The sequence below is a fragment of the Frankia sp. CeCAU1 genome (assembly GCF_977971845.1).
Genome location: NZ_CDWWXA010000128.1, coordinates 1 through 13,873 on the forward strand (window position 1 = coordinate 1; position 13,873 = coordinate 13,873).

Sequence of the window (13,873 nt, forward strand, 5' to 3'; positions counted from 1 at the left end):
TTCGCAATGGGGACGAGTCGATCGGAATACGAATCTTTAACAGTGGGAAATCCGGGACGAGGACTGTAGAGTGGGCGGCGGCCCCAGCTAGTTTCTACCAGCGCCTCCAGCAGCTCGCGGTGCCCCTAGTCTGTGTCATGCTCCAGAGCAATGACTATGGGTCCGGGCTGGAGCCGTTCAACTATCAGGCAAACCTCCAAACGTTTGTAAGCCAGATCAAAGCAACCGTTACTCCAACTCCCACTGTTTTACTCCTGGGCACGTATAAGCGCCTGGACGTCAACGCCCCGGCCTACCCCTACAGTCAATACCAGGCGGCGCTCGCCGCAGTTGCCGCCGCTAATCCTGACTGTGTCGAGTACATCGACATCTCCGCGCCGTACCCGACCTCGCAGGCGCTCGATCAGGCGTTTACGCCTATCGACACGGCTGACTATCTACACCAGACAGACCGTGGCCACCGCATGATGGCCCGTCTACTATGGTCCGCGTTCGTCGCTCCGGCATCCACCGTCGCCCCGACTGTCACATTTTCACCCCGGTTGATTTCCGGCCTGCTCGGCTGGTGGGATGCGGGCGCATTGGCTCAGGCTGATAACACCGCCGTGGCATCCTGGACTCCGACTGCCGGGCTGGAGCAGGCGCCGCTCGCACAGGCGACGAGTGGACAGCGTCCGGTCTACCGGACGAATAGGGTCAACAGTCTACCCGCAGTGGTGTTCGCCTCGACTTTGTCCCACGCTCTTGATACGGGTGACTGGTCGGCGAAGCGGGCCGTTCCAAAGACAGTCCTCGTTGTGGCCAAAGAGGTCTCTGGTAACTCGGGGAACCTCTGGACAGGTCGGTCTGGGGTCTACTGTACGGCGGCGTCCGCTGGGGGTGGTGGAATTGCTATTGGTGCGGGGGCGAGCACAGAGCTCGTCGCCAGCTTCGTAGGCACCAACTACTTCGTTGCCGCCTGTGTCTATAACGGCGCGAGCCCGAACAGCAGTATCTATGTGAACTCTCGGACGGCTACGGTGACGGGATCAACTGGGACGGGGAGCAACGCCGCCTTGCCCGGATTTCGACTTGGGTCGAACTCCTCTGGAACCGGCAACTTTCTGGATGGAGAGATTTCTGAGATCATGGTCTATGACCGAGCGCTTCCCCAGAGAGAAATACAGGCATTGATGTTGTATCTGGGCAGTAAATACAACATCAGCATTGCATAGGAATTGCATAGGAGATGCCTATTCCTGTCGGTCCTGCTGCCGCCGTCGCCCATGTCGCCGAGCACGTCCACGCCCCGTCCAGCTGAGAGCCGGCAATACCGGCCCGCCTAGCTAGCCACCACTCTCCCCGCCCGCCTCGCGCGGGCTTTTTTATGCCCGCAAACAGGATCGGAATAGGATCAAATGGCAAACATCGTTTTCAACATAGCGCTCGGGTGGGTGAGCTACTATGCCTCCCTCCCTGCGGCGAACGACGCCCTCATCATCGTGCCGATACAGGCATCCGGACTGGTCACGGACGCGACAATGCGGGACTATGCGACTCTCGCAGCCGTGCTCGCCGCAAACACTGAGCAGACCACTATGGGTCGTAAGACTGTCACCTCGGTGACGTCGGCGGTCGACAACACCAACGACCGGTGGGCCGTCGACATCGCAGACCAGACCTGGATCGCGGCAACGGGCAACGCGGTCGGCGCGCTACTGATCTGCTACGACAACGACACCACCGCCGGAACCGACTCGAATATCATCCCCCTCACCAAACATGATTTCGCCGTGACCCCCGACGGAAGTGATATTACGGCCACAATCACAGACTTTTTCAGGGCGACCAGCACGGCATAAGCAATGGGTTTCAAAGATCCGGAAAATAGATTCTAAAGGAGGCATCCCGCTGTGGCGATCACGTTCGTTGCTGCGGGTACCGCCTCGCGGGTCACGTCGGGCGCCACCACTCCAGGACTGCCCTCTGGGACCGCCGTCGGGGATCTTCTCGTTCTCGTCGACGGAGTGGTGTCCTGGTCCGGCACGGGTGGGCCCGCGACTCCGGGCACGCCGTCGGGCTGGACGCAGGTTGCCACTTACCGCGATGGGGGTAGTGGCTATGCGCGGCTGACGTTGATGCTCCGCTCCTACCAGGCAGGCGATTCGGCGCCGACCGTCACCTACAGTCCGAACTCAGGTGGTGGCAACGACAACCATTTTTCGCAGATCATTTCACTGCGTGGCGCCGGCATTATCACGGATGTGCTGGGGGCGGGCAGTTCCTGCAGCTTGTCGGCCACATTCGTCGGCCCAATTTCCGGTGTGACGACGACATTTGCCGGCTCCGCCGTCATCGTTTTCGCAGTACGCGACGATGAACTAACCTCGGCCACCACACTAACCGGGGATAGCCTCACGTGGTCTGAGGCCATCGAGTATTCTAATGGTGGTATAGGCGTAGATGGCCTGTCCGCAATCCTCGACTATGCGATCACCACCAGCCCTCAGGCGATTACCAATAAAACGATCACGGTATCGGGCACGGACGCCGAGGCTGCGGGGATCATCTGGGCGGTACGTCCCTCGGCGATCATCGCGTCGGCTGGTATCGCCGCGGAGACGGAAACCGGGCAGGCCGTCGGCCGGCGCAAGGCCCGGACGGCAGGGGCTACCGGCGAGACCGGCGCGGCCCAGCCGCTCGGGAAGGCGCACCGTCGGCTACTCGGCCCCGCTGGCGCGACAGAAGTCACCCAGCCGCTGGGTAAAGCGAAGCGGCCAACCATCGAGCTTTCGGCTGAGACGAGCACAGCCCGGCCGCCGGGACGCACCCGCCCAATCGGCCCCGCTGACGCGACAGAAGTCGCCCAGCCGCTCGGCCGGCGGAAAGGCCGTGCGGCCGGACCCGCCGCCGAGGCGGGCGCCGCCCAGATCCTGGGCCGCGCCCGGCTACTCGGCCCCGCAGGCGACGCCGAGGCGGCCAGGCTGGTCGGGTCGGTCAAAGGGCACAGTGTCGGTGTCGCCACCGAGGTAGACGCAGCGCAGCCGCTCGGGATCATCACCGGTGGGCATCTGACGACCGTCGGCGAAACGGACACAGCCCGCCCAGCCGGACGGGTGAAGGCCCGCTCGGTCGGGATCGCAGACGCAGCGGACAGCGCACTGACGGCCGGACGGGTGAAGGCCCGCTCGGTCGGGATCGCAGACGCAGCGGACAGCGCACTGACGGCCGGACGGGTGAAGGCCCGCTCGGTCGGGATCGCAGACGCAGCGGACAGCGCACTGACGGCCGGACGGGTGAAGGCCCGCTCGGTCGGGATCGCCGCGGAGGCCGGCACCGCGCAGCCGCCCGGGAAAACGAAACGGGTCGCACTCGGCATCGCCGTCGAGGTGGACAGCGCCCGCAGGCCGGGGCGCGCGGAACTCCTCGGCCCGGCCCAGACGGTCGAGACGGCCCAGCCGGTCGGCAGGCGGAAGGCGCTGGCCATCGAGCTTTCGGCTGAGACGAGCACAGCCCGGCCCATTAGCATGGGCCAGTTCGTGCCGGCCGACACCGTCATCGAGACCGCAGCCGCCCGGCCTGCTACCCCGGCGAAGAGCCGGCATGTCGGCGCCCGTGACCCGTTCCTGCCCGGATTCGACGACGGATTCACCTCGGTTGCCGATCCGGGAGAGGCCGACAGCGCCGGACCTGCCAGCGCCTTCAAGGCGCGGGAAATCCTGACTGCCATCGAGGTGGGAATGGCCCTGCCGGTACCGGCAGGGAAAACCATGCGGACCGCTGCGGCCAGCTCGGCGGCCCTGGCCGCGCTCGTCAATCGCGTCAAGGCGCGGGAAATTGGGCTCGGCACTGGTCGGGACTGGTTTCCCCCCGGCTTCATGGATGGCTGGCCCGGGCATGACCCGATAGAGATCGGCCGGGCGGGGGAGGCCCGACCAACACGTCTGCGGATCATCAGTCCGGCTACGGAGAGTTGCATGGCCCGCGGGCCGGGCCGGGCGGCGCGACGTGATGTCGGGACCGCCGATGGACTAGACATCGCCGTGGCGCTGCTGCTCGGCGGGGTCGGCTACCTGTATCCGTCCGACGCTCCGGCCGGCGCCTTGGCCTCCACTGACACGCCCCTCGGGGGGATGACGATGTCGACTATCGGGGGCGCCGGATGATCAACCGCTATGACGTGGGCGACGAGACCCGCCTCGCCACCGTCACCACCAACCTCGCCGGCCAGCCCGCGGACCCGGTCAGCATCACGCTGTCGGCCGCCGCGCCCGACAATGCGGTCACCCAGCACACCCCGACCCAGGACGCCACGGGCACCTACCACGTTGATCTGACGCTCGACCAGGCCGGCACCTGGTCGTATTGGTGGGTCGCGACCGGGGCGATCCCGGTCGCCGGCGGTGGGGTGCTGGTCGTCTCTCCTGCGCTCGTCCCCGCAGGGACCGGGCCGGCCGGCACCGCCAGCCCGGCCGTGCTGCTGACGGTGGCCGAGGCCCGTGACCACCTGAACATCACCTCGCCGAACTACGACGGCCGGCTCCAGACGTTCGTGGATGCGGCGGCCGAGGTGCTCGAGGAGATCGGCGACATCATCATCCCCCGCACGGTCACCGAGATGTACGACGGTGGCGGCACCACGATCCAGCTGCTACGCACCCCCGTGCTGTCGGTCGCGCAGGTGACCGAGTACGTCGGCACCGTCCCCTACGTCCTGACGGCCGCGGCCTCGCCTGCCGAGGCAGCCGGACCGTACCGCTACCAGCTCGATGGCGGCCGCCTTACCCGTCTGTCCATCGGCACCCCGACCCCGTTCCCACCCGGCACGGACAGGGTCAGCGTCACCTACACCGCCGGGAAGACCGCGGTGCCGGCCCGCTACCGCCTCGCCGTACGCGAGCTCGTCGCCCACTGGTGGCGCTGGGGCCAGCAGGGCGCGCGGCCGGCGTTCGGCGACGCCGTCCCGGACATGGCGATGGTGTCCGCCCAGGGCTACGCCATCCCCAACCGGGTCGTTGAGCTGGTCCGGCCGCTGCCCGGGGTCGCGTAGTGGCCGATCCGATCACCTCGGCGATCCCCGCCGCCATCGACGCGCTGCTCGCCACCGTCACCCGGGTCGCCGCGGCCGCGCCCGACCCCTGGCAGGTCGTCGACGGCTGGCCCGGTCCGAACCAGCAGCAGAACATCATCGCCGTCGCATACGGCGACGAAGCAGTCCGGGGGACCCAAGCGGCCGCCTACGCCGGCAACGGGCGCAGGTGGGAGAACTTCGGGATCAACGTACTGATCTCGGCGTGGGTCGGGGGCTACGACAACGCCGAGCAGAAAACCGCGCGAGATCGAGCGTTCGCGCTGCTCGCCGCGCTCGCCACCGAGCTGCGCCCGGTCGCCGGCACCCCGGCCGGCTCGACCCTGCCCGACCCGTCCGGCACACCGACCGTGCTGTACGGGGAGATCACCGAGGTTCAGTACCAGGCCACCGACAGCGACGAGGCCTCGATGGGCCGGTTCGCCACCCTCGTGTTCACCGTCCAGGCAAAGAAGGTCATCGGATGAAGGTGCGCAACATCGGCTCGGACGCGGTCATCGTGCCCGAGCTCGGCGTCGCGCGGGTCGACCCGCGCGACGTCGTCGACATCCCACCCGAGCGGGCCGAGGGCTACCTCTGCCAGCCCTGGCGATGGGAGGCCGCCGACGCCGACACCCGCGCCGTCGCCGCCCGGCACCTCGAGGGCATCGAGGCACGCTACCAGGAGGCGACCGCCGCGTGGAAGAAGGGGCCGGAGGCGCTGCGCTACGACCCGCCGGCGCGTGAGCCGAGCTGGTGGGATCACCCGCACATCGCCGAGGTCCAGGCCGCCGGCGAGAAGGTCGCCGCCCGTCCGAAGGCGAAGACAAGCGATGGCAGCTGACGGGGCGCCGTCGCTGCCCGTGTCGCCGATCGGGCCGGCCGCCGAGGTCGCGATCGGAATGCACGAGATCTTGACGGCCTACATGAACGCCGGTTTCACCCGCGGTGAGGCCATGCGGATCGTCCTCGTCGTCCTGACCGAGGGACTACGCCAAGGAGGTACGAACTGATGGCCACCGGATCGGGTGTTGCCGCACAGGTAGGGATGGCCGCCGAGTCGACGTACGGCACGTATGCCGTACCCACACGGTTCCTCGAGTGGGAGAGCGCCGAACCGGACCTCAAACCGGAGCGATACCAGGGCGGCGGCCTCAACGCCGGCCTGCTGGTGGACCGCGACAGCCGCTACGTCGAGGTCCAGCGACAGGGCACCCTCAAGCTCGCCGGCGACGTGCTCGCCCGCGGCTTCGGCCTCGAGCTTCGGCAGATCTTCGGAACGGTCACCGGGCCGACTCAGCAGGGCTCGACGGCCGCCTACCTGCAGACGCACACCCTGTCCGACCTCGGCGGCATCATGGCCACCCGTCAGATCGGTATCCCGGACGCCCAGCCTTCGGCCACCGTCCGGCCGTATACCTGCCTGGGCTGCAAGGTGATGGAAGCGGAGTTCTCGTGCGAGGCGGGCAAGCAGCTGAAACTGTCGCTCACCCTCGACGTGCGGGACATCGTCGAGTCACAGACCCTCGTCGCCGCGACGTTCAGCGCCGCCAGCGAGCAGCCGTTCCACTGGGGTGGCCTCGCGGTCAAGGCGGCCGCGACCGCCGGGGCCGAGGCCGCCGTCGACGGCGTCACCGGCTGGTCCATCAAGATCAGCCGGAAGATGAAAGACGACAGGTTCTACGCGAACAACGCCGGGCTCAAAAGCGAGCCGCTGACCGCCGACCGGGTCACGATCACCGGCCAGCTCCAGGCCGACTACGTCGATAAGACGCTCTTCGCCGACCGGTTCGCGTCGAACGCCGGTTTCTCGCTGATCGCCGCGTTCACCGGCGACCTGATCGCCACGCCCTACTCGGAGCAGATCACGTTCGCGACGCCGCGGTGTCGGCTCACCGGTTCGACCCCGCAGGTCGGCGGCCTCGACGTCGTCTCGGGCAAATTCCCGTTCGAGGTCAAGTACGACGGCACGAACCCGCCGATCACCTGCACGTATCAGACGATCGACACCACCCTGTAGGGAGACCGATGCCCCGTATCGACCTCGGCGGCGACCAGCACGCCGAGCTGCTCGGCCTCGATGAGCTGCTCGACAAGCACGTCGAGGCGGTCCTGTCGACCATGACCACCGACGTCGCGCCCGTCGGCATCTTCGTGAAGGCACAGCGGGCCCTGATCGTCCAGATGGTCACGTCCTGGACGCTCGTTGACACCGACGGCGGCCCGCTGCCCATCGCGCTCGACACGATCGCCGGCCTGCCCTGGCGCGTCACCAAGCGGCTCCGTGAGGCCGTGGCGCCGGCGCTGTTCGAACTGATGGGGGACATCGTCCCGGACCCAAAATCCGAGACACCCTCGTTGGAATCGGGCTCCACGGACTGACCCCCCGGGCACGCGAGCGCCTCCCCACCGCCTGGCTCGACACCGTCGACCGTGATTTCTGGTGGCTGGAACGGCACGGCCTGCCCCCGCAGGTCGTCGACGAGATACCGGCCCGCCGCGCGCTACGCCTGCGGGTCGCCACGATCGCCATAGACGAGGGCCGCGAGATGGCCCGCCAGGCCGCCGAGGACGCCCGCCGCCAGGGCTGAGAAGGGGGTGCCCCGTGGCCTCCGCCGTCAGCCTCGCGTTCCGCCTGTTGGGGGTCGACTCAGGCGCCGAGGAATCCCTCAACCGGATATCCGAGCACGCCGACGGGGTCCGCGAGCGCCTCGGCCGGATCGGCACCGCCGGCATCGCCGCCGGCGGCGCGCTCGCCGGCGCGTTTGGCGCGGCCGTCTCGGACGCGCTCGACATCCAGCCGGCGATCAACCAGATGAACGCCCAGCTGGGCGCGACCGGCGAGAAGGGCAAGCAGTACGGCGCCGTCGCGGGGAAGTTGTACGCCTCGGCGTACGGCGAGTCGATGGAGGAGGTCACCGACGCCGTCAAAGACGTCGTGACCAACATCGGCGGGATGTCGACCGCCAGCTCGGCCGACCTGCAGGCGGTCGGCGCGAGTGCGTTCAACGTGAGCAAGATCCTCGGTGAGGACGTCGGGCCCACCACCGTCGCCGTCGGCCAGATGATCAAAACCGGCATGGCGAAGAACGCGCAAGAAGCTTTTGACATCATTGTTGCTGGCGCACAAAAAGGCGGCAACAAAGCAGAGGATATGCTCGACACATTCAATGAGTATTCCACCCAGTTCCGGAAGATGGGCCTCGACGGGAAAGACGCGATGGGCCTGATCTCCCAGGGGTTGCAGGGAGGTGCCCGTGACGCCGATATCGTCGCGGATGCTATCGGGGAGTTCTCAAAGCGGTCCATCGACGGATCCGCCTCGACGGCGGACGGATTCAAACGGATCGGCCTTTCCGCCTCGACGATGGCCGCGCAGATCGGCCAGGGTGGACCGGCCGCGAAACAGGCCCTCGACACGGTGATCGACCGGCTCAATGCCATGACCGACCCGGTGGCCCGAAACGCTGCCGGCGTTGAGCTGTTCGGCACCCAGTGGGAGGACCTCGGCGGGGCGTTCAAGTCGCTGGACGTCTCGAGCGCGGTCATCAGCCTGGGCCAGGTGGACGGCGCCGCCGCCAAGGCGGGAAAAACCATGAACGACAACGCGAAGACCAATTTGACGGCATTCAAACGTCAGGCTGAAATGGCGCTCGTCAACACCCTAGGAAACCAGGTCGTGCCAGTGATCACCAAGGTGACGGGGGTCCTCGCCAACGACCTCGGTCCGACCCTGTCACGGATGGGCGGGTGGCTGCGCACCGCGGGCGGCGCTGCGGCCGACTTCGGCCGGTGGGTCGACCAGAACCGCGTCCCGGTGGCGATCGTCGCCGGGGTCATCACTACGCTGCTGCTGCCCGCGCTGATCGCACTGGGGGTGCAGGCGACGACGGCCGGCGCGGCCCAGGTGGCCGCCTGGGCGACGAGCGCCGCCGGGTCGGTCACCTCCGGCGCCACGCAGCTGGCGAGCCTCACCATGACCGGGCTGCGCTGGATCGCGACGGGTGCCACGGCGCTGCTCGCCGGCGCGCAGGTCGCTGCGGCCTGGCTGCTGTCCGTCGCCCCGATCGCCCTCGCCGTCGCCGCCGTCGCCGCAGCGGTGTTCTTCATCATCAAATACTGGGACGACATCAAGAACGGGATATCGGCGGCCACACACTGGGTGCTCGATTTCCTGCGCAGCAACTGGCAATTGCTGGTGTCGATTCTCGGCGGCCCGATAGGCGCGGCGGCCGTGCAGATCTACAAGCACTGGTCGGATATCAAGTCCGGCGCGGCGTCGGTGTTCGATTTCTTCAAGGGGCTACCGGGCCGGCTCGGTTCGGCCCTGGCCGGCGTCGGAAACATCATCTACGGGCCGTTCAAAGCCGGATTCAACGCCATCGCCAGCGCCTGGAATAACAGCGTGGGACGGATCGGGTTCAAAGCCCCGTCCTGGGTGCCCGAGTTCGGCGGCAAAGGCTGGTCGGTGCCCAAGATACCCTTGCTCGCCGCGGGTGGGCTGATCACCGGCGCGGGCATGGCGCTGGTCGGCGAGGCCGGCCCCGAGCTGCTGCAGCTCCCACGCGGCGCGGCCGTCACCCCCCTGCCCCGTCAGGGCGGCCAGGGAGGCCAGACGGTCGTGACGATCAACATGCCGGTGACCGTGTCCGGGTCGGTATCCACCTCCCGCGGCATCGCGCAGGAGCTGACCTCGCATGTGCTCGAGGCGCTGCACCACATCGGTGTCAGCAACGGCGGGACGATCCCCGGTACCACGGTGCGGGTGACCTGAGTGGCCGCGCTCGGCACCCCCCGCCTGTTCATCCTGTGGGACAGGGACCCAGGCGGCGGGGTCGGCTTCCTGCATAGCGTCGACTCGACGCAGGAAGGCACAACCGATTGGGTCGCAGTCTCGGGCTCCAGCTCGTCGCCGACGAGCACCATCGCGCACGCGGGCACCCAGTGCACGCAGATCACGCGCACCCTGACGACCGGCACCGCCAGCGTCACCTACACCGGCAATCCCGGCGACATCTCCAGTGGCCGCACCTACCTGCTGTGCGTCTACCTACGCCCCGCCAGCACCGCCCGCACTGCGACGCTGACCCTGGACGCGCGCAGCAGCGGCGGCAGCTCGCTCGGCACCTCGTCGGCCAGCGCGACCGAGGTCACCGGGCGGTGGGTGCCGCTGCTGCTGCTCGTCAGCGCGCCGACGTCGAGCTCGTACCCGGTTATCACCCTGTCGTACGCGAGCGTGTCGGCCGGCGAGCTGCACTACGCCGACACGACCACCGGTGACGACCTCGGCGCAGAGGAGACGTTCCGGATGCTGTCGTTCAGCACCGGTGCCGGCCGGTCCGACGAGCTCGACACCGTCCAGGCCGGCACGGCCACGATCGTGCTCGGCAACTCCGACGGCAAGCTCACCCCCGGGGCGGCCTCGCCCGGAGCGCCATACACGGGCAACGTGGTGCCCAATCGGCGAGTGGTGCTGCTCGGCTCCGTGGGCGGGGCGCTGTATCACCGGTGGACCGGCTACACCACCGGGTACAGCCAGACCCTCGCCGGCACGGCCTGGTCCGAAGTCGCCGTCGCGTGCGTCGATGGGTTCCGGCCGCTGTCGCGGGCGGACATGCCCCCGCCCTATCGGGCCGAGGTGCTGCTCCTGGACGAGCCGGCCAGCTACCTGCCCCTCGACGAGGCCCAGGGCGTCACCTCGGCCGGCAGCCTCGCCGGCGGCGGCACCGCACCGATGCTCACCACGAAATACGGCACCGCGGGCACCGTGTTCGGGGCGGACTCGGTGCTGCCGACCACCAGCTCCGGGCACACCGCCGACAACGACGCCAAATCGATCAACTTCAACCCCAACGCGACGGTGGCGACAGGCGGGGCAGCTGACGTCCTGGACCTCTCCGACCTGCCGGGGGCGTATCCGACGAACACGTCGACCTGGACTATGGGATTCTGGGCCGCGTTCGGGACGAGCCCGCCGGTATGGTCAGGCATCATCTACCGGTCCGGAAAGCTCCGGAACAACAACGCCTTAACCGGTTTCCAAATCGAGTTGTCGACCCTCGGCGAGATCGTGGTAAAAACAGCCTCGGAAACATGCATCACGAGCGCCTACAATTATACGGGAGTCTATTCCTGGTATTTCGTGGTCAGCTACAACCCTTTTTCCGGCACCTACGGGGCGGTGCGTCTCTACATTCCGGCATCCGGCGAAAGCATTTCATATTCCTGCACAGCATCCCCGTTCAGTTTCGGGGTGCTGCCGGACGGGGCCTTTCTGGGTGCGGCCTGGCAGACTAACACCCACGAGGCTACGTTCCCGCTCAAGGCCCGGGTTGCGAATGTGGCGTTCTGGTCGTCTCTCGTCGGCGACACCCGCATTCAGGCCGAGAGCAACGTGGGATACGGAGGTGCCACCGACGAGAGCGAGGGGAACCGTGTCGGCGGTGTGCTGAATATCGCGGGCTGGCCGCAGGAGGACACCCGGATAGACCCGGGGCTGACCACGCTGCTCCCGCGCGCGTGGGGTCCGACCAACCCGCTCGCCCTGGCCCAGGACACCGCGACCCAGGGCGCGGCGACGATGTTCATGGACACGGCCGGCAAGGTGGTGATGCGCAACCGGCGCCGGCGCATCAACGCGGCGAGCCTGGCCACGTTCGCCGGCTCGACCGGCAGCGGTCTGGAAGAGGACTACGCGCCGACCCTGGACGATGCCCGCATCCGCAACGTGATCACCTACGCGCGGGTCGGCGGGGCCACCGTCGCCATCACCGTGACGGCGAGCACCAGCCGGTTCGGCCGGGCCGCGATGACCTCGACCACGACGCTCGCCGTCGCCGGCGACGCCGAGGTAGCCGCAGCCGCCCAGTACCAGAGCCTGCGCTACGCCACCCCGGACGTGCGCGTCGCGCAGATCTCCATCGCCCTGCACACCGCCAGCGCCGCGGCCGTCCTGGTCCAAACGTGGATGCTGGAGCAGGGCGACAAGATCACCCTGTCCGAGCTGCCGACGCTCGCCCCGGCCGGGCCGGTCGACTACTACGTCGAGCGGATCGCTGACAGCTGGTCGGGCAACAAATGGACCGTGACTTTCGGGTTGTCGCCGGTGAGCACCACCCCGGGCGTGCATACCGCGCTGCAGCTGGACAGCTCCATCCTCGGAAAACTGGACTCTGGCAACGCCCTGACCTACTGATGAGGCTGCAATGGCGACGATTCCCACTATTCCCAATTTCGCCGTCGGACAGATCCTCGGCGCAGCCAGCCTGCAATCCCTCTCGGACGTCGAGACGCTACTCCTCTACCGCAGCGCCGGGTTCTTTCAGGCCCACCAGACCGTCGCCCAATCCATCCCCTCGGCCGTCGACACCGCGCTCACCTTCCCTGCCGAGGAGTACGACACCGACGGCGGACATTCCACCGCCAGCAACACCTCCCGCTATACCGCCCAGACCACAGGCACCTACACCATCTGGGGCGCCTACCACTCCACCAATGCCAACACCGACTATGGAGCATTCATCCGCCTCAACGGCTCCTCTGGCGCCTACTCCTACTCCCGGGGACCGAAACCCGCCTCCGGCGACTGCTACCTGCCCGTCGCTGCCGTCAATATCCCCATGAGCGCCGGCGACTATGTGGAGATCTGTGTACGGCAAACCTCCGGCGCAGGCCTGAACACCTCCACCGGAAACGGCGGCAGCCTGTTCTGCGTCGAATTCGCCCGGCCCTAACGAGGGGACATGTCCCGATGGCCCAGACGCCCAGCCGTCACCACCCTGTTCAGCTGGACCACACGCCTGGTTGGCCTCGCCGGCGTAGTCCACGAGCTGCTGACCGGCGTGGACCGGCCGGCCCTGCTCGCTCTGCTCGCCGGCATGATCGGCCTACCGGACGCTCTGCGCGTCGACCGGGACCGGCAGCAGCGCGACGAGCCGTCGCCCTCCCGCGACGATGGCCCACCACCACCGGCTACCTGATCGCCGCCGCCGCCCTCGCCGCGCTAATCATCCTGGTGGGCCGGTGAGCACCCGGCTTCGCCTGCGCCCGATCCCCGCCAGCCTGGCCGTACTCGTCGCAGCCCTGCTCGTCGCCGCCGGCGTCTACGTCCAACGCACACAGCGCGCGCTCGACCGGCTCACTGTCGAGGTACGGGCCGACTGCGCGTTCAAACGGGACATGGCCCAGATCTGGCAGGTCACACGGTCCGCACCCGGTCCCATCACCCTCACGATCAGTTGGGACGCCTACGACGCGTACGAGGCCAAGGGCTGCACCACCACGCTCGGCCCGTTGGCGCCGCCGACACCACCCCGCCCCCCGACGCACCGCTGACCGGCCCCAGGGAGGCCCTCGTGGATGACCGGGCCGAACGCCATGCCGCCGACCTCGCCGCCGCGGCCGACGAGCTCCTCGAAAGGCTCGACGCCCTCCCGCCGGCGGCCGCACACCCGCACCGGCCCCGATGGCCGACGTGGGTGCTGGCCGTCGGTGTGATCCTCGCCGTCGCCGTCACGGCGGTGGCCGTCACCGTCGGCTTGCGATGACCCGTCGCTGGCGCAGGCGACGACGTGGCCGGCTTCCTCGCCCAGGCTGACGGTGACGATGCGCACCCCGTGGTGGGACGAAACCGGCCAGGGCGGCCATCCCTCCCGCCGACTCGATCCGCTCACCTGGGACCGGCTACCCGAGTTCGCGCGCCGGCCGCCGCCGCCCCACCTCCGCCGGCGACGTCGCCGGCGGCACGCCGCGGACAGCCTCCGCGGCCGCCTGCGCTACGCGCTGCTGCTCGCCGCCCTGGCCGTAGACCCCAGATGCACACCGCGG

16 protein-coding genes are annotated in these 13,873 nt (G+C 68.2%); all 16 read left to right on the forward strand.

The annotated features are described in order from the left end of the window. A partial coding sequence (locus AC08OO_RS18725) for an SGNH/GDSL hydrolase family protein (protein WP_476618821.1) occupies nt 1–1,214 on the forward strand: 1,214 nt, incomplete at its 5' end. A gap of 183 nt (nt 1,215–1,397) precedes the next feature. Further along, nucleotides 1,398–1,841, forward strand: coding sequence for a hypothetical protein (locus tag AC08OO_RS18730; protein WP_476611015.1), 444 nt, complete (start codon nt 1,398–1,400; stop codon nt 1,839–1,841). A gap of 51 nt (nt 1,842–1,892) precedes the next feature. Next, on the forward strand, nt 1,893–4,145 hold the full coding sequence (locus tag AC08OO_RS18735; protein WP_476618822.1) for a hypothetical protein: 2,253 nt from the start codon (nt 1,893–1,895) through the stop codon (nt 4,143–4,145). Next, entirely contained in the window at nt 4,142–5,029 is an 888-nt protein-coding gene (locus tag AC08OO_RS18740) for a hypothetical protein (RefSeq protein ID WP_476611012.1), read from the forward strand. Before AC08OO_RS18735 ends, AC08OO_RS18740 begins: the two co-directional genes overlap by 4 nt. Continuing rightward, a complete protein-coding gene (locus AC08OO_RS18745; RefSeq protein WP_476611011.1) occupies nt 5,029–5,535 on the forward strand; it encodes a hypothetical protein in 507 nt (168 codons plus the stop codon). The genes AC08OO_RS18740 and AC08OO_RS18745 overlap by 1 nt, the downstream gene beginning before the upstream one ends. Further along, the gene (locus AC08OO_RS18750; protein ID WP_476611010.1) at nt 5,532–5,891 is read left to right on the forward strand and encodes a hypothetical protein; all 360 of its coding nucleotides are present in this window, start codon (nt 5,532–5,534) and stop codon (nt 5,889–5,891) included. The genes AC08OO_RS18745 and AC08OO_RS18750 overlap by 4 nt, the downstream gene beginning before the upstream one ends. Continuing rightward, entirely contained in the window at nt 5,881–6,060 is a 180-nt protein-coding gene (locus AC08OO_RS18755) for a hypothetical protein (protein WP_476611009.1), read from the forward strand. Before AC08OO_RS18750 ends, AC08OO_RS18755 begins: the two co-directional genes overlap by 11 nt. Further along, the gene (locus AC08OO_RS18760; RefSeq protein ID WP_476611008.1) at nt 6,060–7,067 is read left to right on the forward strand and encodes a phage tail tube protein; all 1,008 of its coding nucleotides are present in this window, start codon (nt 6,060–6,062) and stop codon (nt 7,065–7,067) included. The genes AC08OO_RS18755 and AC08OO_RS18760 overlap by 1 nt, the downstream gene beginning before the upstream one ends. A gap of 8 nt (nt 7,068–7,075) precedes the next feature. Then, nucleotides 7,076–7,429, forward strand: a complete 354-nt coding sequence (locus AC08OO_RS18765; RefSeq protein ID WP_476611007.1) for a hypothetical protein — start codon at nt 7,076–7,078, stop codon at nt 7,427–7,429. Between the two features lie 223 nt (nt 7,430–7,652). Next, nucleotides 7,653–9,821 carry a phage tail tape measure protein gene (locus AC08OO_RS18770; protein ID WP_476611006.1) on the forward strand — a complete coding sequence of 723 codons (2,169 nt, stop codon included), beginning with the start codon at nt 7,653–7,655 and terminating at the stop codon, nt 9,819–9,821. Continuing rightward, entirely contained in the window at nt 9,822–12,242 is a 2,421-nt protein-coding gene (locus AC08OO_RS18775) for a hypothetical protein (RefSeq protein WP_476611005.1), read from the forward strand. Between the two features lie 10 nt (nt 12,243–12,252). Continuing rightward, a complete protein-coding gene (locus AC08OO_RS18780) occupies nt 12,253–12,780 on the forward strand; it encodes a hypothetical protein (RefSeq protein ID WP_476611004.1) in 528 nt (175 codons plus the stop codon). A 9-nt stretch (nt 12,781–12,789) separates the two neighbouring features. Continuing rightward, the gene (locus AC08OO_RS18785) at nt 12,790–13,026 is read left to right on the forward strand and encodes a hypothetical protein (protein WP_476611003.1); all 237 of its coding nucleotides are present in this window, start codon (nt 12,790–12,792) and stop codon (nt 13,024–13,026) included. 43 nt (nt 13,027–13,069) lie between these two features. Further along, a complete protein-coding gene (locus AC08OO_RS18790; protein ID WP_476611002.1) occupies nt 13,070–13,381 on the forward strand; it encodes a hypothetical protein in 312 nt (103 codons plus the stop codon). Nucleotides 13,382–13,401: 20 nt separating this feature from the next. After that, complete coding sequence (locus AC08OO_RS18795) at nt 13,402–13,593, forward strand: hypothetical protein (protein WP_476611001.1); 192 nt, start codon at nt 13,402–13,404, stop codon at nt 13,591–13,593. A 52-nt stretch (nt 13,594–13,645) separates the two neighbouring features. Then, a partial coding sequence (locus AC08OO_RS18800; RefSeq protein WP_476618823.1) for a hypothetical protein occupies nt 13,646–13,873 on the forward strand: 228 nt, incomplete at its 3' end.

Coding starts and splice junctions, on each gene's coding strand:
- AC08OO_RS18785 (WP_476611003.1), top strand. CDS start 12,790: ATGTCCCGATGGCCCAGACGCCCAGCCGTCACCACCCTGTTCAGCTGG.
- AC08OO_RS18755 (WP_476611009.1), top strand. CDS start 5,881: ATGGCAGCTGACGGGGCGCCGTCGCTGCCCGTGTCGCCGATCGGGCCG.
- AC08OO_RS18780 (WP_476611004.1), top strand. CDS start 12,253: ATGGCGACGATTCCCACTATTCCCAATTTCGCCGTCGGACAGATCCTC.
- AC08OO_RS18730 (WP_476611015.1), top strand. CDS start 1,398: ATGGCAAACATCGTTTTCAACATAGCGCTCGGGTGGGTGAGCTACTAT.
- AC08OO_RS18740 (WP_476611012.1), top strand. CDS start 4,142: ATGATCAACCGCTATGACGTGGGCGACGAGACCCGCCTCGCCACCGTC.
- AC08OO_RS18765 (WP_476611007.1), top strand. CDS start 7,076: ATGCCCCGTATCGACCTCGGCGGCGACCAGCACGCCGAGCTGCTCGGC.
- AC08OO_RS18760 (WP_476611008.1), top strand. CDS start 6,060: ATGGCCACCGGATCGGGTGTTGCCGCACAGGTAGGGATGGCCGCCGAG.
- AC08OO_RS18750 (WP_476611010.1), top strand. CDS start 5,532: ATGAAGGTGCGCAACATCGGCTCGGACGCGGTCATCGTGCCCGAGCTC.